The sequence below is a fragment of the Microbacterium oxydans genome, from assembly GCF_900095745.1.
Lineage (GTDB): Bacteria > Actinomycetota > Actinomycetes > Actinomycetales > Microbacteriaceae > Microbacterium > Microbacterium oxydans_B.
The window spans coordinates 247,959-271,376 of record NZ_FMIR01000017.1 but is presented as its reverse complement, the minus strand read 5'-3'; the positions used below and the strand labels follow the sequence as shown (position 1 = coordinate 271,376).

The window sequence follows — 23,418 nt, the reverse complement described above, 5'->3', positions numbered from 1 at the left end:
GGTGCCCCCTCGGAAGCGCTGGGTAGACTGACCGCGATGAAGGTACTGATCACCGGCGGTGCCGGCTACATTGGCTCAACCGTCGCGACGGCATGCATCGAAGCCGGAATAGAGGTCGTCATCCTCGACGACCTCTCCACGGGGCTTCGATCCTTCGGCGAAGGCCGGAACCTCTACGTCGGCGACATCGCCGACGGGGCGGTGGTGGAGGCCCTGCTCGCAGATCATCCCGACATCGACGCCGTGATCCACTGCGCTGCCCGCATCGTGGTGCCGGAGTCGGTCGCCGACCCGCTCGGGTACTACGACGCCAACGTCGGCAAGACGGTCGTGCTGCTGCGGCGTCTGCGCGATGCGGGTATCCCACGCATCGTGTTCAGCTCCTCGGCATCGGTCTACGCCGGTGAGACGGGCGACGGCGTGGACGAGGGCGGCACGCTCGCACCGTCGAGCCCGTATGCCCGGACGAAGGCGATGGTCGAGCAGATCCTCGATGATGCCGCGACGGCCGGAGACTTCCGCGCGATCGCGCTGCGTTACTTCAACCCGATCGGTGCGGACCCGCGGCTGCGGACGGGTCTGCAGAACCCGACCCCGTCCCATGCATTGGGCAAGATCATGCAGGCGCGCGTGGCCGGGGAGCCCTTCACCATCACGGGAACGGACTGGGACACGCGCGACGGCTCCGGTCTTCGCGATTACATCCACGTCTGGGACCTCGCGCTCGCGCACGTCGCAGCGGTGCAGAGATTCGATGAGGTCGCCACGCCGGATGCCCCCTACCAGGTGATCAACCTCGGCACCGGAGACGGCGTGACGGTGCGCGAGCTCGTCGCGGCGTTCGAGCGAGTGACGGGCGAGCCGCTTCCGGTGACGGAGACCGATCGCCGTCCCGGTGATCAGGCCGGTGCTTTCGCGATCGTCGACCGCGCTGCCGCGGTGCTCCAGTGGCAGGCCCAGCGGTCGGTCGACGACGGGGTCCGCGACGCGATCGCCTGGGCGGAGAAGCTGCGCGCCACACTCTGATACCGCGCCACGCTCTCACGCCGAGAGAGGCGATTGCCTCGGCTACTCCAGGGAACGCAGAGTCGAGATCGCGCCCGTGTGCGCAGCGTCGATGTTCTCGCGCCAGGAGCGCGACTGTCCGGCGCGCAGCGCGCACAGCACGAGCATGAACCACCCGGCGCCGACCAGCGTGAAGCTCTCAAACATCGAGTCGACGGCGAGCGTGACGAGGATGATCGGCGTCCACGCGTAGACCACGGACCGCCGGACGCTCGCGACCAGCCATGATCGGATCAGTGCGACCCCACCGAGGAGCAGGAAGAGCACGAGTCCTGCCGCCCCGAGCTGGAGCAGCACGTCGAAGAACGCGTTCAGCGCGCTCTGGTGATGGTCGTCGAGTTGGAAGTTGATGTACGTGAACGGGTACTCGCCGCGCGCCCAGTCGCCGAACCACCCCCAGCCCTGGATCGGCTTGAGTGCGACGAAGTCGAGGATCGTGTTCCAGAGCGATGCGCGCATCGAGAAGTCCGATCCGGCATCGAGCAGAGCGATGATCTGATGGCGCAACGCGAACGCGATCGTGAGCGCCAGCGCCACCAGGATGCCGAGCATCCACTGCACGAGGTTTCGCCGCGCCGGGGACGTGTGCCGCACGATCGTGAGGGCGAGCGTGACGATGCCGACCGCGACCGCGAGCACGAGCACGGTAGGGGAGGCGGAGAGGAACGCCAGCGACCCGGCGAGGCCGACCGACACCACCGCCAGTGGAGCGTTGACCGACTGCGTCCGCCACTCGATCACGAACGTGATCAGCGCGATCACCGCGACGAATCCGAGCATGTTGCGGCTGCCGAACACGCCCTGCACCGGGCCGCCGGCGGCGAGGTTGCCCTGAATCGCGAGGAAAGTGAACGGCACGTCGAGCAGGATGCCGGAGAGGATCTCCACCCCGAGCGAGACGGCCAGCAGCACGCGCAGCGTATCGCCGATGGCGCGCACGGTCTGCAGCGTGTCACGGATGTGGCCGATGGTGATCGCGAGGAACGCGTATCCGAACAGCGACATCCACCCGAAGAACGTGTCCGAGCGGTCTGTCGTCCAGACCATGCTCACCAGCGCCCAGCCCAGGAAGGCGAAGAGCGACGAGGGGGCGATGCGCAGCGGGGAGAGCTCGTCGCGGCGCACCCAGAGGATCGCGGCGCCGAGCACGCACAGCACCGCGATGATCGTGGACAGCGTGACCGTCGAGGTCATCCGCCCGATCGCATACGAGCCGAAGATGGCGGTGAGCGCCGTGAGCGTGAAGGCCCGCGCGAGCTCCACGGAGCCGAGCAGGCGGACCAGCGGCCGGACCGGTGTCACGGAACCCGCCGTTGCCGCGTACCGCGTTCGAACACCAGGTCGCGTTCTCCGACGCCCACCAGCGGCACCGACTTCAGCTTGAAGGACAGGAGCACCAGGAGCAGCCACCCCCAGAGCATGATCGGGGTCGACTCGGAGAAGCCCTGGACCAGCAGGACCACGGTGAAGAGGCTCGGAAGCAGGGTCAGCGGGGAGAAGGGACGACGGGCGTGGAGATCCCAGCGGGGCCGGTCGACCGCGAAGAACCAGGAGCGCCACAGCAGGCTCAGGTAGGCGATTCCCATCAGGACCACACCGAGCACGCCGAGCTGGAACAGCACGTCGAGCCACATGTTGTGCGCGTGGAACACGGTGATGCCGTGATCCACGATCCAGTGGTCGAAGGCGGGGTCCTTCGGGATCCACGGGCTGGAGAAGCCGTTGCCGAACAGCGGATGCTCTCGCACCCGCTCGAGCACCTTCGACCAGATCAGGTCGGAGCGGCCGGTGAGGTCGGAGCTGCGCCCGACGAGACCGAGCAGCGGCTCGCGCAGCAGCCAGACCACGGCGGCGGCCAGTGCCGTGCCGCCGATGGCCGTCACGTAGATCCGCGTGCGGGCGCCCGGCGTGCGGGCACGGCGCATGAGCAGCGCCACGAGGAGGACCAGCGCGGCGGCTGCGGCGCACACGAGTGCGGTGACCGACGATGTGCGCAACAGGAAGTACGCCGCGAGCAGCATCCACAGCGCGAGCGTCGTCCGCCAGCGCGCGCGAGCGGCGAACAGCACACCGAAGGTGATGATCGCGAACAGGGAGATGATCGCCAGCAGGTTCGCGTTGCCGACGATCCCCTGGATACGTCCGCCGTCGAAGAGGTTGTCCCTGACCCAATACCACTGCGGGTCGATCTCGCCCTCCGGCACGGTGGCGAAGTTCGGCAGCAGCGGCCCGTGCACGACGAGCGAGACCCACAGCTCGATCGCCAGCGACAGCCCGAGGATCCACTTGAAGGCGGAGGACAGGGCACGGATGATCTCGTGCCAGGTGAGCACGTGGGCGATGAACAGCCCGTTCACGGTGACGGCCGCCAGGAGCACCCACGTGATCAGCGTCGGTCCTCGCCACTGGGACCACGCGACCGAGACCAGGGCGAGTGTCGTGTACCCCATCGCCGTCCACGGCAGGCGACGCCAGCGGAACGGCTGAGGGCGGTTGCGGGCGAGCATCGGGATGCCGATGCCGAGTGTCGCGAGGGTGAAGACCACGAGGGTGATGGCGGCGCCCTCCATGCCGATGAGGTTGTACACCGCCGTGTGCGCGAAGGTCACGATGAGCACGAGGATCACATACCCGCGCAGCAGAAGGTGCCCCGTCGACTCGCGCTCCGGCGCCGAGGGCGGGGCTGTCACCGGGTGCTTGGTGTACTGGGCCATCGCGTTCAGGCTACCGCGCCGCACTCGGCGCGTGCCTGAACGCCGCAGCGCGGCTCTACGCTGGTGGCATGCTGCTGAGCCTCACGAACGCACCCCGCGACTACGCCTGGGGATCCGACTCCCTCCTCGCCGGACTCGAAGGACGCACGCCGACCGGTACCCCCGAGGCAGAGGTGTGGTTCGGGGATCATCCCGGCGACCCCGCGGACGTCGCGGGCGGCGGCACCCTCGATCAGATCACCGGCGGCACGCTCCCGTACCTGCTGAAGCTGCTCGCCGCGGGCGGGCCGCTCTCGATCCAGGTGCATCCGACGATCGCGCAGGCGCGCGAGGGCTGGGCGAGGGAGAGCGGGCTCGCCGCAGACGATCCGCAGCGCAACTATCGCGACGACAACCACAAGCCCGAGCTCATCGTCGCTCTCAGCGAGCGCTTCGAATCGCTCAGCGGCCTGCGCCCGGTGGAGGACACTCTCGCTCTGCTGGACCTGCTGGAGGACAACGACGGCGTCGCACAGCTCCGCGCCCGTCTCGGGGGCGGAGCCGATGAGCTGCGGGTTGCCATCGGCTGGTTGCTCGGCGGCGACGTGCAGCGCGAGGTCGACGAGATCATCGCCGCGGTGGTGCGGGCAGCGGAGCGCGCCGATACGGGGGAGTGGGGCACGACGCTGAGCGCCATCGCGGGCGTGGCGGCGAACTACCCGGGGGATCCCGGAGTGGTCGTCGCGCTGCTCATGAACCACGTCGTGCTCCGACGGGGGGAGGGCGTGTTCCTGCGCGCCGGCCTTCTGCATGCCTACCTCTCGGGCCTCGGTGTCGAGATCATGGCGGCGAGCGACAACGTGCTGCGTGGCGGCCTGACGCCCAAGCGCATCGACGTTCCCGAGCTGCTCGCGATCCTCGACCCGACGCCGGGTGAGGTCCCGGTGTTGCGGCCGGCGGAGGGTCAAGCGATCACGGCGTATCCGGTCCCCGTCTCCGACTTCGCGCTGAGCAGGGTCTCCGTGGACGGTGCGCCGGTCACGGTCGAGGTCTCGGGGCCGACGATGGTGCTCGCGACGGCCGGAGACATCACCGTCATCTCCTCGTCCGGCGAGGAAGTGCAGGTTCCCGTCGGAAGCGCGGCCTTCGCGGGCGGTGACGAGAGCACACTCACGGTGTCCGGCGACGGTGAGGCCTTCGTGGCCGGCCCCGGTCTCTGAGCGCACATCGCGCTCGCCACGCCGCGACACGCCGAGAGAACGTCAAAAACCTTCAAGAGTCGCTTGAGGGTTTACCATCCGCGACTTGACCGGAGCGAATGACACGGGTGTAATTAGTCATGCGCACGGCCCGCCGGGGGGCGGAGACAGGGTTGGAGATCGAGATGACGGGTTACCGTTCCGACGTACCGGAGAACTGGTTCGTCGATCCGATCAACCTCGGTGTTCCCGGGGTGCGGCGCACGGATGCCGCCGATGACGACAATGCCCTCGCCTGGCAGGCAGACGCTCTCTGCTCGCAGACGGATCCCGAAGCCTTCTTCCCGGAGAAGGGCGGATCGACCAGAGACGCCAAGCGGATCTGCACCACCTGCGACGTGCGTGGCGAATGCCTCGAGTACGCGCTCAACAATGATGAGCGCTTCGGCATCTGGGGTGGCCTCTCCGAGCGCGAGCGCCGCAAGCTCAAGCGTCGCGCCAGCTGATCGGCTGAGCCGGTCGTCTCGACTGTGGCCGCATCGCTTCGCAGGCGCGCCGCATCCACTGCTCCAGGGCAGGTCCCGACGCGCATAGGCTGACGACGTCATGCCAGCCCGAGTTCACGCCATCATCGTCGCGCGCCCCGGATCCTCCTCCCGCGCGCAACTCCTCCGCACTCTCGAAGCCGTTCGCTCCCAGACCTCGCCCGCCGAGGCCGTGACCCTCGTCATGTGCGGCGATGCAGCTTCCCTGCGCGAGAGCGAAGCCGTCGGGGCCGTCGTCGAGGGGATCATCGAAGCCCGCACGACGACCTCGTTCGCCGAAGCTGTGGAGCTCGCCCGTCCGCGCGTGAGCGCAGGCTCGGCGATCTGGCTGCTCGCTCAGGACACGGCTCCGCATCCGCGGGCGCTGGAGCGTCTCCGAGGAACGCTCGAGCGGTCGCCCTCCGCGGCGATCGTCGCGCCCAAACTCGTCGCGACCGACAACGATCGGGAGATCGTCTCACTCGGTGTCAGCATGACGACGTTCGGTCGCTCGGTCGAACTCGCGGCAGGGGAACTCGACCAGGGGCAGCACGACCGCATGGACGACGCGCTCGGCTCCGATGTGCGCGGCATCCTCATCCGCGGAGAGGTCCGTGACGCGCTGCGGCCTGATCCGGCGCTCGCCGGCGCCGACGAGGGACTCGACCTGGGCGTCCGCGCACGCTTGGGTGGCGGGCGGCTCGTGCTCTCGCCGGGCGCGCGCGTCTCCGCAGCGCCGGACGGCCCCGCCGCGCTGCCCTCCGGCCGATCCCGTCGCGCCTACGTCACCCGGCTCGCGCAGCTGCACCGGCGACTCGCCTATGCTCCGGCGGGCGCGGTGCCGCTGCACTGGCTCAGCCTGCTCCCGCTCGCGCTGTGGCGCTCCATCACGCATCTCGTCGGCAAGCGGCCGGAAGCGGTCCTCCCCGAGTGGGGAGCTGCCCTCACCGCGATGCTGCGGGTCGGGGCGATCGCGCGGTCGCGGTCGCGCATCCGCTCGTTCCGCTCATCCACCTGGGCGAGCATCGCGCCGCTGCGGGTGACGTCGTCTGATCTGCGACGGCGCCTCGACGACGGGCACGGCAGCGAAGGCGGCGCGGTCAGCGAGCTGCGTTTCTTCTCCGGCGGCGGCGCGTGGGCCGTGCTCGCGGCACTCGTGGTGAGCATCGCCTCCTTCACGACTCTTCTCGCGTGGCCGGCGCTCGGCGGCGGCGCGCTGCTTCCGCTGCGACAGACCGTCTCGGCGCTCTGGAGCGATGCGGCATGGGGTGCGCGCGGCACGGCGATCGGCCTCGTCGGCCCCGCCGACCCGTTCGCCGCGGTCGTGGCCGTGCTCGGCTCGCTGTGGCCGGCGGGACCGTCGTTCGCGATGGTGCTGTTGTGGATCTTCGCTCTTCCGCTCGCGGTGCTCGGCGGGTGGTTCGCAGCGACGCGAGTGACCGACCGGTCGGGGCTGCGCATCTTCGCCGGTGTCGCATGGGCGCTGGCGCCCACCTTCCTCACAGCGCTCGTCGACGGCCGTCCGAGCGCCGTGCTGGTGCACCTCCTGCTGCCGTGGCTCTTCCACTCCGCGGTGGTGGCGCACCGCTCCTGGGGCGCGGCCGGAAGTGCCTCCCTTCTGCTCGCCGCCGTGGTCGCCTGTGCTCCGTCGCTGGCTCCGGCGCTCGCGCTGCTGTGGGTCGTCGCCGTGGGCATCGTGCTCGGCACCGCGCAGTTCCGTGGTGCCGGTCGTCTGCTGTGGCTGCTCGTGCCGACGGCCGCGCTCTTCGCTCCGCTCGTCTTCTGGCAGCTCGCGCACGGGACACCGCTGGCGCTGCTGGGCGATCCCGGCCTGGTGTGGGCGGGCCCGCAGGCGGCCGCCGACGCCACCGGTCGTCTGGCGCTCGCGACCGGATTCCCCACCACGGATCTCGCCGGGTGGTCGTGGTTCGTCTCCGAACCGATCGCTGCGTGGGCGCCGGTGCTGTGTGCGCCGATGGCCCTGCTCGCTCTCGGCGCTGCTGTCGCGCCCCGGTGGCGTGCGGGCATCACGCTGCTCGTCGTCGCTCTGGCCGGTCTCGCCACGGCGTTCCTCGCCGTGGGCATCACTGTGAGTTTCGCGCAGGGCGCGGGAGTGGCGATCTGGCCGGGGGCAGGGCTCAGCCTCGCCTGGGTCGGGGTGGTGGGGGCGGCGCTCGTCACGCTCGACACCGCCATCACGCTACCGAGGCTGCGGGTCCTCTCCGCCGTCGCTGCAGCGGTTGCGCTCGGAATCTGCGCCGTACCGGCGCTCAGCGCTTTCCACGCGGGTCGCTCCGTCCTCACGAACGGCCCCGAATCGACTCTGCCCGCCTACGTCGCCGCTCAGGCTGCGGGGGATCGTCCGCTCGCGACGCTCGTGATGACGCCCCAGAACGACGGAGGACTCGCCGTCGAGGTGGTCTGGGGGGCGAGCGAGACCCTCGGATCCCAGACCACGATGGTCTCGACCGCCGTGGAGCCGCAGGGAGACGACATCGCGACGCTCGCCGTCGATCTCCTCTCCGCCCGCGACTTCGATGCCCCGGGTGAGCTGGCGGCGAAGGGGATCAGCTATGTGCTGCTGTCCGAGCTGTCGGGGAGCGACGGAGACAGGGCCCGCGCTCTCCGCACCGCGGCCGTCGCCTCGATCGATCAGCGAGCCGGCCTGGTTCACGCGGGTGAGAGCGATCGCGGAGTGCTCTGGCGTCTGGAAGCCGAGATCGCTGCGCCGCCGACCTTGAGCTCCGCGCAGGAGGGGAGTGCTCGCCTCGTGCTGACGATCCAGCTGCTGGCCGTCTTCGTCGCACTGCTGCTGTCGATCCCGACCCGGGCTTCGCGTCGCGCGGCGCGAGCCCAATCCCGTATCGTCGGGCGCGCGCCGGATGAGCCGATGATCCTGCCTCGGCACGCGGAGGACCAGTTCCCGCTCGAAGAGGAGACGCCGGTCGGAGCGATCGAGGAGCCGCAGGACGAAGCCGCTCTGAACGACGAGGCGCTCATGCCGATCGCCGAGCCCGAGCCGATCGTCGAGGAGCCTTCTGAATCGGCCGACGTGGAGTCGGACGAGGATGACGAGAGAGCCGAGACGACGGAGGAGAGGGACCGATGAGTGGTTCGCGCGCATTCAAGGTCGCGGCGACGGGCGCTCGTCTCGTCACCGGAGTCGCCGTCATCGCCGCCTGTGTCGTCGGGACCGTCGCCGCGATCCACGCACCGTGGCCGGTCATCCGACACGATGCCGCCCAGGTCGACGTCACGCCGCTCCCTGGAGACAGTGTCCTGGTCTGCAACGGCGACCTGCGCGCGCTCGGACGCGATGCCATGGATCCGCTGGCGCTGAGCTCGGCAGGATCGCCGACCCTCACCGCGGGCGGGACGTCGGGTGATCCGTCCTCGGCCGGTCTGACGGTGCAGGATCTTCCGGACGCGGGTGAGGTGCGCGTGCTCACGGGCGCGGTCGAAGGGCGCTCGGCACCGTTGATCGCTGCAGCGGAATCGATCGCACTCGCCACGGACGACCTCTCCGGGTACGCGGCCGCCCCGTGCGGGGTCCCCCGACTGAACTCCTGGCTCGTCGGGGGGAGCACCGCCACCGGCACCGAGGACATCCTCACCCTGACAAATGCTGCGGAGGTCCCCTCGACCGTGACGCTGTCGGTGTACGGCGAGACCAGAAGCGCACGCACGGTCGTCGTACCCGCCCGCACGCAGACCGCTCTGCCGCTCACCTCGATCGCCGCCGGCAACGCGGCGCCCGTCATCCGTGTCGATGCGACCGGGGCTCCGGTCCGCGCCGTGCTGCAGTCGTCGCTCATGCAGGTGCTCGATCCCGCCGGATTGGACCTGCAGGACGCGGTGCCCGGCGCGCAGCAGAAGCTGGTGCTCACCGGCGTGGAGGTGTTCGCCTCGGACGGGGACGACGATGAGATGGCGGTGCTGCGGCTGCTCTCGCCCGGCGCGGACGCCCGCGTACAGGTGCGCGTCGTCGCGGAAGGAACCGGTTCCGCAGCGGATGAGTTCACGGTTCCGCTCGAGCCCGATCTCCCCGCTCAGGTCTCGCTCAGTGGTCTCGAACCCGGCCGTTACACCGTCGAGGTGGATTCGGAGGAACCGGTCGTGGCCGCGCTGCGACAGCAGGACGGCTTCGGGCGTGACGCCGACTTCGCGTGGGTCACCCCGGCGCCGGAGATCGACGGGGAGGTGGTGTTCGCGGTGCCGTCCGGTCCGCCCAGCCGACTCCAGCTGGCGAACTCGTCGGATGAGGACACCACGGTGACGATCGAGCCGCTCGACGGCGGAGCCTCCCAGGAAGTCCTGATCCCGGCAGGCGAGACGGCCGGGATCGACGTCGCGCCCGGGACGACCTATCGGATGCAGTCGACGGGCGCGGTGCACGCGGCGGTCGCGCTCACCGCTCCGGGCGCACTCGCGGTGCTGCCGGTGCAGGCGAGTGCCGGTGCCGAGAAGGCGATCACGGTCTACCCCTGATCCGTTCCGGGGGATGGAGGAGCCGCGAGCTCAGTGCTCGTGACCGAGATCCCACGGTTCACGGCCGACGTACTCCGCAGCGGCCCGGAACACGGCGCTCTCGATCGCCATCCTGCGGTGCGCTGCATCATCGTGCCCGGGGGGCAGAAGACGCTCGATGGGCAGCCGGAACAACACGATGCGTCGATTCTCCCGATCGAGGTGCCAGCGCGGAACCGCATCGGTCGCGTCGAATGCCGGGATGGCCCCGATCTCGAACCTGACGTCCTGCAGTTCCGGCCACGTCCCGCGCAAGAACTCGACGGCGGTGCCCACGGTCAGATCGAAACGATCGAGACGACCGTCGAGGGGCGCGAGAGGCGGGCGCACGACTTCGCTGCGACCCAGACGCCCGTGGCGGCCGTGCCGTGCACCGCGCCGTGGTGCGGCAGAGGTGTGAGTGGCGCGGCGACGGGGCATGTCGAAAGTCTAGGCGGTGCCGGCGTGTGCGGCGCGGCCTCCCCGGCTCGGATGCCGCGAACCGTACGCTGGCGGAGATGGACGGACGACTGTGCTCGAAGGTCGGCTGCGCGCGAGAAGCCGTGGCCACCCTCACCTACGACTATGGGGACAAGATGGCCGCGCTCGGTCCGCTCGGCGCCGCGAACGACCCGCAGGCGCATGACCTGTGCTCGCCGCATGCCGATCGGCTCTCGGTGCCCGCGGGCTGGCTCGTCGTGAGGCACGAGGCGCTTCGAGCCTGAGGGTCGCCCCGACACGCGGTCGCCTTCGCTATACCCGGAAATCATTTCTTGGGTACGCTGACTCCAGGCGTGCCAGGGCGGCGCTGCCGGAAAGGCACTCGTGATCGTCTGGCGTCGCTGGATCTTCCCCCTGCTTCTCGTCGTGGTCATCGGCGCGTGCGCCGCAGCACTCGTCAAGATCGCTTTCTTCCCCGACCGAGCCGAGAGCATGGTGAGCCCGGAAGCGTCGATCACCGATCCGGTCGTCGCGGTCGAGCGCGGATCCGTCGTGAACGCGCTGAGCCTGACCGGCAATGTCGCGCGCGATGAGATCTTCGGGGTGCGCAGCGAGATCGACGGCACGGTCACTGCCGTCCACGTGAGCGAGGGCGCCGCGGTGTCGGCCGGCCAGAAGCTGTTCACCATCCGCCAGGAAGATCCCCGCAAGGACATCGACGTGCTCGCGTCGGAGGCCGGCGACGTGTCCGAGATCGCGCTCGTGAAGGGGCAGCCGACGTCGGTGGGCACCGAGATCTTCACCCTCACCCCCGCGCGCTACCACCTCCTCGCCACGGTCGATCCCGTACAGCTGTACCGCCTGGTCAACGCGCCGACCGAGGCCACGGTCACCATCACCGGAGGTCCTGCGCCGTTCGCCTGCACCGGCGTCCGCGTGCAGGTGACGGCAGAGGGCACGGCGAGCGTGCGCTGCGCCATCCCCGCCGACCAGACCGTGTTCGCCGGGCTCCCCGCGACCATGGACCTGGCGCTCGGTCAGGTCGAGGACGCGCTCGTGATCCCGGTCACGGCAGTCCAGGGCGGCGCGGGCTCCGGCAACGTGTGGGTCGATGCGGCCGACGGCGCAGAAGCCGAGGAGCGCGCGGTGAAGCTCGGCGTGAACGACGGGACGATCGTCGAGGTCACCGAGGGGCTGGAAGAGGGCGAGAGCATCCGCCAGTTCGTGCCGGGCTTCGTCGCCCCGGTCGAGGAGTTCTGCTACGAGGTCTCGCCGGGCGTGGAGCAGTGCGACAGCGGGATGAGCTGGTGACTCTGGTCGCTCTGGAGGACGTCACCAAGAGCGTCCTCCTGGCAGACGATTCGCGGCTCGAGATCCTCCGCGGCATCACGCTCGAGGTCGGCGCCGGTGACCATGTGTCGATCGTCGGCCGATCCGGCTCGGGCAAGTCGACGCTGCTCAACATCCTCGGGATGCTGGACTCGCCGACCTCGGGCTCGGTGTCGTTCGAGGGACGGGAGGTTCGTCGCATGCGGTCAGGGCGTCTGGACCGGCTGCGCGGCGACAACGTCGGCTTCGTCTTCCAGCAGTTCAACCTGCTGCCGGGGCGCACCGCACTCGACAACGTGATTATGCCCCTCGGCCACGCGAAGGGGAAGGTGTTCTGGAACCGTCGGCAGATCGCCGCGGACATGCTCGAGCGGGTGGGACTCGGGCACAGGGTCGGCCAGATCGCCGACAAGCTCTCCGGTGGTGAGCAGCAGCGTGTCGCGATAGCCAGGGCACTGGTGCGCAAACCCGTGCTGATCCTCGCGGACGAGCCGACAGGCGCGCTCGACATCGACACCGGCGCTTCCGTCATGTCGCTGCTCGACGAGGTCGCCACCGAGACGGACGCGGCACTGGTCACCATCACACACGACCTCCACGTGGCGGCCCGCGCGCGCCGGCACTACCGCCTCGACGCCGGGCGCCTGGAGACCGCGGATCTCAGCCGCGCGTTCGAGGCCTCGACGCTCGCGGCTTCCGTGCCGTCCGCTCCGGCGCCGTCCGTGCCGTCCGCTCCGGCACCTCCCATGGCCCCCACATCGGTGCCGCCCGTGGCCGCGGCGCCCGCATCCGAGGTCGTCTCGTGACCGGCTTCCTCGGTGCGCTCTCCGACGCGTGGGCCGAGATCCGCGTCCACAAGCTCCGTGTGCTGCTCAGCCTGATCGGCATCGCCGTGTCGGTCGGTGCGCTCACGGCGGTCGTGGCGATCTCGGAGTATCAGCGCCAGTTCCAGGCGGAGCAGTCCGATCGCTGGGGAGGGCGCGCGGCCACCATCGTCGTCGCCGCGAGCACTGCCGACGGCACCCCCGTGGACGCCGACGACTTCGACGCCCGCTTCAGCCGTGTCTCGGAGCGATTCGGTTTCAGCCACACGGCACGCATCGCGCAGGGGGTGATGCTGGACGCGCAGCTGCCGGAGGGCGTCACCCCGGTACCCGCACGCATCATGGATCCCGCCTACTCCCAGATCCACCGCGAGCAGCTTCTCGAGGGACGCTGGTTCCTCGATTCCGATCTGGAGGCCCTGGCACCACCGGTGGTCATCACGGAGGCGCTGTGGGACCGTCTGGGACGAGTGCCCCTGACGCAGCATCCGACCGTCGTGTTCGATGGTCCGGCCGGGGGCACTTACCAGGTGATCGGCATCGTCCCGCGGCAGGGGTTCGGCGACGAGGAACTGCGGGTCGATCTGCTCTACGACGCGTATCGCTCGCGCGTCGACGCCCTGCCGCCCGATGCGACGACGCAGTACGAGGTCTGGGTGGGCACGGATCAAGCCGACCAGATCGGACCGGTGCTGGCGATGGATCTGCGCGCAGGGCTGCCGGAGGGGCAGACGGTCTCGGTGAGCCGCACCGACTGGGCGGCGCAGCCGGGAAGCATGGATGTGCAGGCCACGTTCGAGATGATCACGGGCGGAATCGCGGCGCTGATCCTCGCGCTCGGCGCCCTCAGCCTGATCAACATCCAGTTGGTCGCGATGCGCCAGCGCGTGCGTGAGATCGGGGTCCGACGTGCCTTCGGGGCCAGCTCGGGGCGGGTGTTCTTCGCGGTGTTCCTGGAGAGTCTCGTCGCGACGACGGTCGCCGGGGTGATCGGCATCGCGATCGTCGTCGCGGTGCTGCGCTCGGACTGGATCGTCACCTCGATGTTCTACGGCATCCAGGACGTGCCGCCGTTCCCCATGCGGGCGGCACTCATCGGGCTCGTCGCCTCGGTGATCGTCGGCGCGGTATCGGGGTTCATCCCCGCACTCGTCGCGCTGCGGGTGAAGGTGATCGACGCGATCCGCTTCTGACGCACACTGCGGCCGGCTTCGACGGAATGGAAGAATGTGAGGATGCCTGAGCTCGAGTACCGCGTCGCCGACCTGTCCCTGGCCGAAGCCGGCCGTCACCAGCTGCGTCTCGCCGAGAACGAGATGCCGGGGCTGATGTCCCTCCGGGAGGAGTTCGGTGCGGCGCAGCCGTTGAAGGGCGCCAGGATCGCCGGCTCTCTGCACATGACCGTGCAGACGGCGGTGCTCATCGAGACGCTCGTGGCGCTCGGCGCAGAGGTGCGGTGGGCGAGCTGCAACATCTTCTCCACTCAGGATGAAGCGGCCGCCGCCGTCGTGGTCGGTCCGGGCGGCACGGTCGACGCCCCGGCGGGGGTGCCGGTGTTCGCATGGAAGGGGGAGACGCTCGAGGAGTACTGGGCGTGCACCGAGCGCATCTTCGACTGGTCCTCGACGGGATTCGACGGTCCGAACCTCATCCTCGACGACGGCGGCGACGCCACGCTGCTCGTGCACAAGGGTGTCGAGTTCGAGAAGACCGGTGCTGTCCCGGCGACGACGGAGTCCGACTCGCACGAGTACTCGGTCATCCTCGACCTGTTGCGCAGGTCGCTCGCGTCGTCGACCGATCGCTGGACGAAGCTCGCGGCCGGGCTCATCGGGGTGACGGAGGAGACCACCACCGGCGTGCATCGTCTCTATGAGCTCGCCGCCTCCGGGGAGCTGCTCTTCCCGGCCATCAACGTCAACGACTCGGTGACCAAGAGCAAGTTCGACAACAAGTACGGCATCCGTCACTCCCTCCCGGATGGGCTGAACCGCGCGACCGACGTGCTCATGGGCGGCAAGGTCGCCTTCGTGTGCGGGTACGGCGATGTGGGCAAGGGGGCAGCCGAGGCTCTGCGCGGACAGGGTGCCAGGGTGATCGTCAGTGAGGTCGATCCGATCTGCGCGCTGCAGGCGGCGATGGACGGGTTCCAGGTGGCGCGCCTGATCGACGTCGCGGGCGAGGTCGACATCGTGGTGACCGGCACCGGCAACCGCGATGTCGTCACGACCGAGCACCTTCTGGCGCTGAAGCACCTTGCGATCGTCGCCAACGTCGGCCACTTCGACAACGAGATCGACATGGCGGGCCTCGAAGCCATCGAGGGTGTCGAGAAGGTCGAGATCAAGCCGCAGGTGCACGAGTGGCGTCTGCCGAGCGGACGCAGCGTCCTCGTGCTCAGCGAGGGGCGCCTGATGAACCTCGGCAACGCCACGGGGCATCCGTCGTTCGTCATGAGCGCCTCGTTCACCAACCAGGTGCTCGCCCAGCTGGAGCTCTACACGAACATCGCCGCCTACCCCACGGGCGTGTACGTCCTGCCGAAGGCGCTCGACGAGAAGGTCGCGCGCCTCCACCTCGACGCTCTGGGGGTGCAGCTCACCACACTCAGCGACGAGCAGGCGGCGTACATCGGCGTTCCGGTGGACGGACCCTACAAGCTCGAGCACTACCGTTACTGAGCGCACACGCGACCGAGCGCCGCGCGCGCTGCGCCGGATCAGACGCCGACGCGCCGGCCGGTGAGCCGCTCGGCGCGACGGTCGGCGTTCTCCAGCGCGCGGCGCTCGCGCTCCCGACGCAGCACCGTGATGCCGACGAGCACCTGTTCCGGTGGCGCGCTCGGCATCGGCGAGACGAAGGGTGTCGCCTCGGCGAGCAGGTCGTGCGCCACCCGCGCTCGAGCGGCGGGGACCATCCGCGGCGCGCTCACGAGGAACTGCGAGATCCGGCGCGCGAGCCGGTCGGGCATGCGCGCCACATCGGCGATCTGCGCCCAGCCGTCGAGGGCAGGGGGCAGCATCGGGACGTGCGAGGGGAGTGCGGGCGTGCGGACGCGCTGGCTGTAGGTGCCGGCGACCAGGTCGCCCAGACGCTGCGATCGCGCCGTGAAGGCACCCGTGAGCACCGCGATACCGCCGAAGGTCATGTAGATCTCCAGGACGCCGAGAAGCGCCCTGATGAACGCGTGCCGGAACCCGGCTGCGCCGCCGTCCACGCGGACGATCCGCCCTCCCACGGCGAGCTTGCCGAGGCTGCGGCCCTTCAAGGCGACCTCCATCGTGATGGGCAGCACCACGAAGCTCACGACGATCGCCGCGACCGTGGCGATGCGGTCGGTGGCATCGCTGAGCACCCCGGCATCGAGCAGCCAGATGCGCAGGAAGAGCCAGAGGATGAACACCGCATACCCCAGGAGCATGTCGATCGCGGCACCCAGCGCGCGGAGCAGGAAGCCGACCGGCTGCACGTCGATCGCGACGGCCTCGCCGGAGAGCACCTCGTCGGAGACGTCGATCGGGACGGACATGAGTACAGTAAATCAGGTGGATGCCGATGCGCTGACCGATGCTCGCCGTGCGGAATGGGAACGGCTCGAGGAACTCAGCCGAGCCCGGCTCGACGGTGCCGGGGTGGACGAACTGATCGTGCGATACCGCGCGGCCTCTGCAGATCTCGCCGAGCTGAAGACGTCGGTCGGCGACTCCCCGCAGGGCGCCTACCTCTCCACGATCCTGGTCCGCGCCCGGCTGCGCCTCACCGGAGCATCCGACAGCATCCTGACCCAGACCGCCCGGTTCTTCCGACTGCAGCTTCCGGCCGCCCTGTACCGCTTGCGGTGGACGACGCTGATCATCGCGGTCGCCTTCATCGCCGTCGCGGTCGGCACAGCGGCGTGGATCGCGAGCGATCCTGCCCTCATCGCGACGCTCGGCCCGCCCGACCTGCTCGAACAGTACGCCGACGAGAGTTTCACCGGTTACTACACCGAGAACCCCGCTGCCGAGTTCATGGGCATGGTCTGGACGAACAATGCCTGGATCGCCATGCAGTGCGTGCTCTTCGGCGTCACGGGGATCTGGCCGGTGTACATGCTCATGCAGAACGCCATAGGCCTCGGAACGTCCGGCGCGGTGATGGCCGCGCACGACAAGGCCGACCTGATGGTGCTCTACATCCTTCCGCACGGCATGCTCGAGATGACCTGCATCTTCGTCGCAGCGGCCGCCGGTCTGCACGTGTTCTGGGCCTGGGCGGCTCCGGGGCACCGTACCCGCGGGGAGGCGCTGGCCGAAGAGGGGCGCTCACTCGCGACGGTCGCACTCGGGCTCGTGTTCGCTCTTTTCCTCGCCGGGCTCGTCGAGGGCTTCGTCACCGGCTGGGGCCTGCCGTGGCCGATCAAGATCGGCATCGGCGCCGCTGCCCTGGGCGTGTTCCTCATCTACATGCTCGTCATCGGCGGCCGGGCGCATCGACGGGGCGAGACCGGCGACCTCGACGAGTACGAAGCCGGGACGCCGCGCCTCATCGCCGGCTGACTGCGGACGGGCCGAGGACAGCAGCCGTCAGAGCCGTCCCGCCGCCTTCAGCTCCAGGTAGCGGTCGGCGATGCGGGGCGGAAGCTCCTCCGGGTCGGCGGCGATCGCCTCGCCACCGGCTCTGCGGATCGCATCCGCGACGTTCTCGGCGTCACGAAGCGTCCGCTCCGCCGCGGCAGCGAGATAGACCTCTTCGCGAGAACCGCGTTCGCGCGCCAGCGCAGCGATGCCGTCATCGGTGACCGATCCGACGAGCACGGTGGTCGCACGTGACGCGTTCGGGAAGGCGCCGAGGAACCCTCGAGCGGATTCGGCCGCGTCCTGCGCGGTCAGCACGACGATCAGAGAAGGCCGCGTCGTGAGCGTGCGCACGGCGGCGAAGGCACCGTGCCAGTCCGTGTCCACCAGGCGCGCGTGTACGGGCGCCATGGCGTCGCTCATCGCCGGCAGGAGTGCCGTGCCGTCCACGCCGGTGACCCGGCCACGCACCACGCGGTCGTACAGCAGCAGGTGCACGTGGTCGCCCGCGCGGGAGGCGAGCGCGGCCAGCAGCAGCGCCGCTTCGAGAGCGGCATCGACGCGGGTGCCGTCGCCCACGCGCGCGGCCGCTGTGCGACCGGTGTCGATGATGATGACGACATGCCGGTCGCGTTCGGGGCGCCAGGTGCGCAGCATCGTGGTGCCGGCGCGGGCGGTCGCGCGCCAGTCGATCGAACGCACGTCGTCGCCGCGGACATACTCGCGCAACGAGTCGAACTCGGTGCCTTGGCCGCGGACCTGGATGCTCGTGTTGCCGTCCAGCTCGCGCAGACGTGCCAGGCGCGACGGCAGGTGCTTTCGCGAGGAGAAGGCGGGAAGCACCCGGATCGCGCCCCGGACCGGATGCCGTGCCTGCCGACCGGCGAGACCGAGGGGCCCGCGCGAGCGGATCATCACGAAATCGCTCACCAGCTCACCGCGTCGGCGGGGGGTGAGGGGGATGGCGACGCGACCGCGCTCGCCCGGGGCGACCTGCAGCTGCTGTCTCTCTGCAGGAGCACCGGCCGTGGGCTGCCACGCGTCGCGGAGCACCGCGTGCAGCGCCCTCGTGCCGTGGTTGTGGACAGCGACGCTCACGGGGACCTGTTCGCCGAGGCGGGCGCGCTTCGGCACGCGGCGACTCACGGTCACCGACCGGGCGCTGGCGGCGAGAGAGACGTCGACGACCACCAGCAGGATGCACAGACCGATCCAGGCGCCCAGCACCGCGTACGCCGGGTAACCCGCGAGCCCGGCGAGGACCAGCGGGACGATGCCGACGGCGAGAGCCACGGCGAGACGACCGGTGATGAACACCTAGATCGGTACCCTGGTCTGCTGCACCACCGAGGTGAGCACCGCGTCCGCGGAGACGCCTTCCATCTGGGCATCGGGCCGCAGCTGGAGCCGGTGCCGCCATACGGGCACCAGCATCGTCTGCACATGATCGGGGGTCACCGCGGTGGAGGCGTTCAACCACGCCCAGGCCTTGGCCGCGGCGAGGAGGCCGGTCGACGCACGAGGGCTGGCACCGAGCTCGACCGAGGGGGACTGCCTCGTCGCGCGCGCCAGATCGACGACGTAGCCGAGCACATCGTCCGTGACGTCCACCGCGGCGGCGGCCTGCTGCGCCGCCCGGATCTCGTCTGCGGAGACGACGGACTCGACGCCGGTCAGCTCACGCGGGGAGAAGCCCTCGGCATGCCGGCGGAGCACAGACACCTCGGCGTCGCGCTCCGGCATGCCGACGACCAGCTTCATCAGGAAGCGATCCAGCTGTGCTTCCGGCAGCGAGTACGTACCCTCGTGCTCGATCGGGTTCTGCGTCGCGGCGACGAGGAAGGGATCGGGCAGCGTGCGGCTGACGCCGTCGGCCGATACCTGGCGCTCTTCCATCGCCTCGAGGAGCGCGGCCTGCGTCTTCGGCGGCGTCCGGTTGATCTCGTCTGCGAGCAGGATGTTCGTGAAGACCGGGCCGGCACGGAAGTCGAACTCGCCCGTTCGTGCGTCGTACACGAGGGAACCCGTGACGTCGCCCGGCATCAGGTCCGGCGTGAACTGCACGCGTTTCGTGTCGAGCCCGAGTGCGCGGGCGAACGACCGTACCACCAGAGTCTTGGCGACGCCGGGCACTCCTTCGAGGAGCACATGGCCGCGTGCGAGCAGCGAGACGAGGAGGCCGGTGACGGTGCCGGCCTGGCCGATGACCGCCTTGTCGACCTCGGTGCGCACCCGGTGCATGGCCTGACGAAGCGCGGCGTCGTCGGTGGAGTGGTTCTCAACGGTCACGTGGTTCCCTCGGCTTCTGTGGGATGGATGGTCGGTCGGCGGGTGCTGGTCTCCACGGCCGCCTCGAGCTCGTCGAGACGCCGAGCGAGGTCGACCAGAGCGGCGTCGTCGGTGGGGAGAGGCCCCGCCAACAGTGTCTGCAGGGTTCCCCGAGGAATCCGGAGCCTGTCGGACGCGGCGTCGGCGACCTCGTCTGCGCCGGCATGCACGGCCAGGCCCAGTCGGCGGGCGAGGCGCCGCTGCGCACCGTCGCGAAGGGCCTCGGCCGCGTGTGCGGCGTCGGCGGCTCTGGCGGTGAGACGTGCGCGACCGTGCATCGTCTCGGACGCGCGCACCGTCACCGGCAACGTCTCGGCGACCAGGGGGCCGAAACGCTGACCGCGCCAGATCGACGCGGTGACTCCGGCGAGCAGCAGCAGCAGGATCGCCGGAGTGACCCACGGCGGAGTGAGGCTCCCCAGCGTGTCGACCGACTTGCCCTCGATGTCGGAGTCGCCGAAGCTCGGGACGTACCAGACGACCCGCTCGGTCTGCCCGAGCAGGGCGAGCGCGAGGGCGGCGTTGCCGTTCTCTGCCAGGTACCCGTTGCTGAAGTGCCTGGTGCCCTCCACGACGACATGGCGGTCGCCGCTGCGGTCATCGACGAGCACGGCGGCACCGTCCGCATCGCCGAAGCACCCTTCGACCTCGGCGGCGGGCGCGAAGAGCCGGTCGGCACGGATCATGCCTACCTCGGCGAACTCCGGCGCATCGCACGCGGCTGCCACGGCCGAGCGTGTCCCCGGGGCGTTCTCGCCGATGCGGAGCGTGTTCAACAGGTGCGAGCTCGTCGAGAGGAAGACGACGCGATCCGCCGGTTCGATCAGCGTCTCCAGGGCGCCATCGGTCAGCGTGTACGGGTTCGCCATCACCAGCGTGGTTTCGCCGTCGACGGCGGCACGTGCCTCCACCCGTGATCGGTGGACATCGACCTCGACCCCCTGGTCACGCAGGATCTCCGCGAGGGCGAGTGCGCCGGATTCATCACGCCCTTCGGGATCGAGAGCTCCGTGTTCCCCCGGCGCCGTGGCGCTGACGCGGATGGTGACGAAGACGACGATCAGGACCAGGACGGCGAGGACCAGCCAGCCGACGATGGTCTTCGTCCTGCGCGGTCGGTGCTCGGCGGTCGCCGGGACACCGCTCAACTCGGTCGCCGTCATGCGGGCACCGCCTCGAGGCGACGGGTGCGGAGCCGTTCGTCGGTTGCTGAGAGGTCCTGATAGCTCTCCTCCGTCGCCGGATGCCCGAGGTAACGGACGTCATCGAACGCCACGGCCGCGCGACGCAGGGCCGAGGCCTCGTCCGAGAAGACTGCGCTGGCGTCGCGGGCTATCGACTGCGCGGTGGCACCGGGAGCAGGGTCGATCAGATCGCGCTCCAGCAGGCTGCGCGCGATCGCGCGGTAGCGGAGGATCGTCGCAGTGCTCCAGTCGCCCGCACGGGCGCTGCGCTCGGAATCGGACCGGAGCTGCGCTGCCGTGCGGTCATCGGACTCGCCGAGGAGGTCTGCACGGGCACGCCGAACGGCGCGGGAGCTGCGGGGCCGGCCCCAGATGATCAGGGCAGCGATGAGAGCCGCCACGATGACGGCCGTCACGATGATGAGCGCGGACGGGCCGATGTTCGCGCCGTTGTCCGAGCTGAACAGATCGGCGAGGAAACGGCCGATGTCACGCGCGACCAGATCGAACCATGTCGGCTTCGCCTCCGCATACCGCGGGTTGGCGAGCTCGTCCTCCGCCCAGCGGCGTGCCTCATCGCCGTCGGGGATGAACAGGTCGTCGAACCGGGAGATCATGCCGTGTCGTCGCTGCCGGGAGCAGCCCAGCCTCCGTCAGCGGGTCCGGGCGCGGTCGTCGGGTGCGGCGTGGGCGCGCTCGCCGCAGGGGGCGGCGGCGGAGGGAACGCCGCGGGAGCGTCCGCGACCGGCGCGGGCGCTGTCGTCGTCGCGCCGTTCTGCTGCGGCGCGTACGGCTGTTGCCCGTACGGCGGCGGCTGCTGCGTGTACGGCTGCCCGGGGTAGGGCTGTCCGGGGTAGGGCTGGGGGTAGGCATTGCCCGGTGTCATCAGCACGTGATCTGGCACCTGTCGGGGCGGAGGCGCCGAGGTGACGGCTCGCGTGGGGTCGACGATGAACGGGTCACCCAGCTCATCGTCGGTCTTCCCGAGATCCCGGTGCTCGACATACGCGATGAGTGTCTGGTCGAGTCCCTCGTAGCGCATCCGGCAGTCGAGATAGACGAGTGCCGACCCGGTGCTCTGCACGACGAGGGTGATCGCCTGGATGACGAGGAGCAGGATCTGGGGTGCGAGGAAGGCGAGGACAAAGCCGACGATGGCGCTCGGATCCTCGGCGCCCGTCGGCGCGATGACCGACCCGAGAAGGCTGCTCAGCAGCGTGGCCGGAATGCTCACCACCTGCGCGGCGACGCCCATGATGGCGCTGATGAGGAAGGTCACTCCGAACGCGACCCAGAAACGGCCCCGGGTGAGTCGCCAGGAGCGCACGAAGGCGTCGCGGAAGCGCGCGCGCTCGAGGACGAGGATCGACGGCACCAGCAGCAGCTTCGTCGTCAGCCAGACGGACAGCGGGATCGCAGCGAGTCCGAGGAGGACCACGACGAGGACGACGACCCCGATGAGCTCGACGCTTCCCCCCGCACCACCGGCGACGAACGCGGCGATGATGGTCACGACGATCGCGAGGACACCGAACACTGCGATCACCGAAAGCGACGCGAAACCGGCGAGACGCCAGAATGCCGGCACCATCCGGCGCCAGAGCATTCGCAGCGTGGCCTTGACGCCGACGGCTGCGTAACCGATCTCCGCGGCGACCACGCCCTGCATCATGGCCGTGAAGGTGATCGACGCCAGTCCGACGCCGAGGCCGGCGATCAGGTTGATCCCGATGGTCCCGGCCAGCACCGCCTCGAAGTCGGGGGAGGAGGGGGAGACGGTCTCGAGGCGCGAGAAGGTCGTGAACAGGACGACCCCCATCACGGACGCCGTGACGACGGTCGCGATGAGCTGGATCACGACGGCGAAGCCGAACAGCACCTTCGGGTTGTGTCGCAGCGCCGCGAAGGCCCTGCCCAGCAGCATCCCGAACGTCAGCGGATGAAGGGGGATGATCCCCTTCTTCGGCGCGGGCGTCCACATCTGGCCACTCAAAGGCACTCCCTCCATGGTGGCTCCATCGTGTCACACCGCACACGTGGTGCGCAGACCTGGGGTCGGCGGGACTCGGTGCCATAAGGTAACAGTTATGACCTCACGCATTCTCGTGGTCGATGATGACACAGCGCTCGCCGAGATGATCGGAATCGTGCTGCGCACCGAGGGTTTCGAGCCGGTGTTCTGCGCGGACGGTGCGCGTGCCGTCGACGAGTGGCGCTCGCAGCGGCCCGATCTCGTGCTGCTCGACCTCATGCTGCCCGGCATGGATGGGATCGAGATCTGCACACGCATACGCGCGGAATCCGGCGTCCCGATCATCATGCTCACGGCGCGCAGCGACACCGCAGACGTCGTCCGCGGACTCGAGGTGGGCGCCGACGACTACATGGTCAAGCCTTTCAACCCGAAAGAGCTCGTGGCACGGATCCGCACTCGTCTTCGTCCGACGCCGCAGACCACCAGCGAGCAGCTGCGGGTGGGCGACCTCACCGTCGACGTCGACGCCCATGAGGTGCGCCGGGGCACGGCGCCCATCGCCCTCACTCCGCTGGAGTTCCAGCTGCTGGTCGCACTTGCCTCCAAGCCGCAGCAGGTTTTCTCCCGCGAGATGCTCCTGGAGCAGGTGTGGGGGTACCACTACAAGGCCGATACCCGTCTGGTGAACGTGCACGTGCAGCGCCTCCGCGCCAAGGTCGAGCTCGACCCGGACAACCCGAAGATCGTGATGACGGTGCGTGGCGTCGGCTACCGTGCCGGGAGCGTCGGCTAGG

At 69.7% G+C, this 23,418-nt stretch carries 21 protein-coding genes; 12 read left to right on the top strand and 9 right to left on the bottom strand.

All coding sequences use genetic code 11. The features are described from left to right. Positions 1–36 precede the first annotated feature (36 nt). Positions 37–1,026: a UDP-glucose 4-epimerase GalE gene (gene galE / locus BQ2383_RS11640; RefSeq protein ID WP_091033969.1), complete on the top strand. Its 990-nt coding sequence runs from the start codon at positions 37–39 to the stop codon at positions 1,024–1,026. Between the two features lie 42 nt (positions 1,027–1,068). On the opposite strand, the gene BQ2383_RS11635 is transcribed toward galE, so the two are convergent. Further along, positions 1,069–2,367, bottom strand: a complete 1,299-nt coding sequence (locus BQ2383_RS11635) for an O-antigen ligase family protein (protein ID WP_091033967.1) — start codon at positions 2,365–2,367, stop codon at positions 1,069–1,071. Beyond that, positions 2,364–3,779: an O-antigen ligase family protein gene (locus BQ2383_RS11630; RefSeq protein ID WP_091033964.1), complete on the bottom strand. Its 1,416-nt coding sequence runs from the start codon at positions 3,777–3,779 to the stop codon at positions 2,364–2,366. Before BQ2383_RS11630 ends, BQ2383_RS11635 begins: the two co-directional genes overlap by 4 nt. Before the next feature lie 68 nt (positions 3,780–3,847). On the opposite strand from BQ2383_RS11630, the gene manA reads away from it, so the two are divergent. The 4 genes from manA (at position 3,848) to BQ2383_RS11610 (ending at position 9,969) form a co-directional block, all read left to right on the top strand. After that, entirely contained in the window at positions 3,848–4,978 is a 1,131-nt protein-coding gene (gene manA, locus BQ2383_RS11625) for a mannose-6-phosphate isomerase, class I (protein WP_091033962.1), read from the top strand. A 164-nt stretch (positions 4,979–5,142) separates the two neighbouring features. After that, the gene (locus BQ2383_RS11620) at positions 5,143–5,463 is read left to right on the top strand and encodes a WhiB family transcriptional regulator (RefSeq protein WP_081859873.1); all 321 of its coding nucleotides are present in this window, start codon (positions 5,143–5,145) and stop codon (positions 5,461–5,463) included. A gap of 100 nt (positions 5,464–5,563) precedes the next feature. Further along, the gene (locus BQ2383_RS11615; protein WP_091033960.1) at positions 5,564–8,590 is read left to right on the top strand and encodes a glycosyltransferase; all 3,027 of its coding nucleotides are present in this window, start codon (positions 5,564–5,566) and stop codon (positions 8,588–8,590) included. Next, positions 8,587–9,969, top strand: a complete 1,383-nt coding sequence (locus BQ2383_RS11610; RefSeq protein ID WP_091033958.1) for a DUF5719 family protein — start codon at positions 8,587–8,589, stop codon at positions 9,967–9,969. Before BQ2383_RS11615 ends, BQ2383_RS11610 begins: the two co-directional genes overlap by 4 nt. A 30-nt stretch (positions 9,970–9,999) precedes the next feature. Here BQ2383_RS11610 and BQ2383_RS11605 read toward each other — a convergent pair whose 3' ends face one another. After that, positions 10,000–10,428: a hypothetical protein gene (locus BQ2383_RS11605; protein WP_244175999.1), complete on the bottom strand. Its 429-nt coding sequence runs from the start codon at positions 10,426–10,428 to the stop codon at positions 10,000–10,002. Between the two features lie 77 nt (positions 10,429–10,505). Here BQ2383_RS11605 and BQ2383_RS11600 point away from each other — a divergent pair, with 77 nt between their 5' ends. The 5 genes from BQ2383_RS11600 (at position 10,506) to ahcY (ending at position 15,262) form a co-directional block, all read left to right on the top strand. Further along, positions 10,506–10,712, top strand: a complete 207-nt coding sequence (locus tag BQ2383_RS11600; RefSeq protein WP_029261978.1) for a DUF3499 family protein — start codon at positions 10,506–10,508, stop codon at positions 10,710–10,712. 100 nt (positions 10,713–10,812) lie between these two features. After that, positions 10,813–11,739 (top strand): efflux RND transporter periplasmic adaptor subunit, encoded by a 927-nt coding sequence (locus tag BQ2383_RS11595; RefSeq protein ID WP_091033953.1) that lies wholly within the window; start codon positions 10,813–10,815, stop codon positions 11,737–11,739. Next, entirely contained in the window at positions 11,736–12,563 is an 828-nt protein-coding gene (locus tag BQ2383_RS11590; RefSeq protein ID WP_244175998.1) for an ABC transporter ATP-binding protein, read from the top strand. The genes BQ2383_RS11595 and BQ2383_RS11590 overlap by 4 nt, the downstream gene beginning before the upstream one ends. Beyond that, on the top strand, positions 12,560–13,774 hold the full coding sequence (locus BQ2383_RS11585) for an ABC transporter permease (protein ID WP_091033950.1): 1,215 nt from the start codon (positions 12,560–12,562) through the stop codon (positions 13,772–13,774). The genes BQ2383_RS11590 and BQ2383_RS11585 overlap by 4 nt, the downstream gene beginning before the upstream one ends. Positions 13,775–13,816: 42 nt before the next feature. After that, positions 13,817–15,262 (top strand): adenosylhomocysteinase, encoded by a 1,446-nt coding sequence (gene ahcY, locus BQ2383_RS11580; protein ID WP_091033948.1) that lies wholly within the window; start codon positions 13,817–13,819, stop codon positions 15,260–15,262. A gap of 38 nt (positions 15,263–15,300) precedes the next feature. On the opposite strand, the gene BQ2383_RS11575 is transcribed toward ahcY, so the two are convergent. Continuing rightward, a complete protein-coding gene (locus tag BQ2383_RS11575) occupies positions 15,301–16,110 on the bottom strand; it encodes an RDD family protein (RefSeq protein ID WP_091033945.1) in 810 nt (269 codons plus the stop codon). Positions 16,111–16,126: 16 nt separating this feature from the next. On the opposite strand from BQ2383_RS11575, the gene BQ2383_RS11570 reads away from it, so the two are divergent. Further along, on the top strand, positions 16,127–17,119 hold the full coding sequence (locus tag BQ2383_RS11570) for a stage II sporulation protein M (protein WP_091033943.1): 993 nt from the start codon (positions 16,127–16,129) through the stop codon (positions 17,117–17,119). Positions 17,120–17,146: 27 nt separating this feature from the next. Here the strand turns inward: BQ2383_RS11570 and BQ2383_RS11565 are convergent, their stop codons facing one another. Genes BQ2383_RS11565 through BQ2383_RS11545 form a run of 5 tightly spaced genes read right to left on the bottom strand, consistent with a single transcriptional unit; the run spans position 17,147 to position 22,630 of the window. Then, on the bottom strand, positions 17,147–18,454 hold the full coding sequence (locus BQ2383_RS11565; protein WP_091033939.1) for a DUF58 domain-containing protein: 1,308 nt from the start codon (positions 18,452–18,454) through the stop codon (positions 17,147–17,149). Next, positions 18,455–19,378 (bottom strand): AAA family ATPase, encoded by a 924-nt coding sequence (locus BQ2383_RS11560; protein ID WP_205829398.1) that lies wholly within the window; start codon positions 19,376–19,378, stop codon positions 18,455–18,457. A gap of 44 nt (positions 19,379–19,422) precedes the next feature. Next, a complete protein-coding gene (locus BQ2383_RS11555) occupies positions 19,423–20,628 on the bottom strand; it encodes a DUF4350 domain-containing protein (protein ID WP_091033935.1) in 1,206 nt (401 codons plus the stop codon). After that, complete coding sequence (locus BQ2383_RS11550) at positions 20,625–21,266, bottom strand: DUF4129 domain-containing protein (RefSeq protein ID WP_091033933.1); 642 nt, start codon at positions 21,264–21,266, stop codon at positions 20,625–20,627. The genes BQ2383_RS11555 and BQ2383_RS11550 overlap by 4 nt, the downstream gene beginning before the upstream one ends. Further along, the gene (locus BQ2383_RS11545) at positions 21,263–22,630 is read right to left on the bottom strand and encodes a hypothetical protein (RefSeq protein WP_244175997.1); all 1,368 of its coding nucleotides are present in this window, start codon (positions 22,628–22,630) and stop codon (positions 21,263–21,265) included. The genes BQ2383_RS11550 and BQ2383_RS11545 overlap by 4 nt, the downstream gene beginning before the upstream one ends. Before the next feature lie 106 nt (positions 22,631–22,736). Here BQ2383_RS11545 and mtrA point away from each other — a divergent pair, with 106 nt between their 5' ends. After that, the gene (mtrA, locus tag BQ2383_RS11540; RefSeq protein WP_029261966.1) at positions 22,737–23,417 is read left to right on the top strand and encodes an MtrAB system response regulator MtrA; all 681 of its coding nucleotides are present in this window, start codon (positions 22,737–22,739) and stop codon (positions 23,415–23,417) included. Position 23,418 lies beyond the last annotated feature (1 nt).

Excerpts from the sequence above, each read along its gene's own strand:
- galE (WP_091033969.1), top strand. The coding sequence starts at position 37 with ATGAAGGTACTGATCACCGGCGGTGCCGGCTACATTGGCTCAACCGTC.
- BQ2383_RS11630 (WP_091033964.1), bottom strand. The coding sequence starts at position 3,779 with ATGGCCCAGTACACCAAGCACCCGGTGACAGCCCCGCCCTCGGCGCCG.
- manA (WP_091033962.1), top strand. The coding sequence starts at position 3,848 with ATGCTGCTGAGCCTCACGAACGCACCCCGCGACTACGCCTGGGGATCC.
- BQ2383_RS11620 (WP_081859873.1), top strand. The coding sequence starts at position 5,143 with ATGACGGGTTACCGTTCCGACGTACCGGAGAACTGGTTCGTCGATCCG.
- BQ2383_RS11615 (WP_091033960.1), top strand. The coding sequence starts at position 5,564 with ATGCCAGCCCGAGTTCACGCCATCATCGTCGCGCGCCCCGGATCCTCC.
- BQ2383_RS11610 (WP_091033958.1), top strand. The coding sequence starts at position 8,587 with ATGAGTGGTTCGCGCGCATTCAAGGTCGCGGCGACGGGCGCTCGTCTC.
- BQ2383_RS11605 (WP_244175999.1), bottom strand. The coding sequence starts at position 10,428 with ATGCCCCGTCGCCGCGCCACTCACACCTCTGCCGCACCACGGCGCGGT.
- BQ2383_RS11600 (WP_029261978.1), top strand. The coding sequence starts at position 10,506 with ATGGACGGACGACTGTGCTCGAAGGTCGGCTGCGCGCGAGAAGCCGTG.
- ahcY (WP_091033948.1), top strand. The coding sequence starts at position 13,817 with ATGCCTGAGCTCGAGTACCGCGTCGCCGACCTGTCCCTGGCCGAAGCC.
- BQ2383_RS11575 (WP_091033945.1), bottom strand. The coding sequence starts at position 16,110 with ATGTCCGTCCCGATCGACGTCTCCGACGAGGTGCTCTCCGGCGAGGCC.
- BQ2383_RS11560 (WP_205829398.1), bottom strand. The coding sequence starts at position 19,378 with ATGCACCGGGTGCGCACCGAGGTCGACAAGGCGGTCATCGGCCAGGCC.
- BQ2383_RS11555 (WP_091033935.1), bottom strand. The coding sequence starts at position 20,628 with ATGACGGCGACCGAGTTGAGCGGTGTCCCGGCGACCGCCGAGCACCGA.
- BQ2383_RS11550 (WP_091033933.1), bottom strand. The coding sequence starts at position 21,266 with ATGATCTCCCGGTTCGACGACCTGTTCATCCCCGACGGCGATGAGGCA.
- BQ2383_RS11545 (WP_244175997.1), bottom strand. The coding sequence starts at position 22,630 with ATGTGGACGCCCGCGCCGAAGAAGGGGATCATCCCCCTTCATCCGCTG.
- mtrA (WP_029261966.1), top strand. The coding sequence starts at position 22,737 with ATGACCTCACGCATTCTCGTGGTCGATGATGACACAGCGCTCGCCGAG.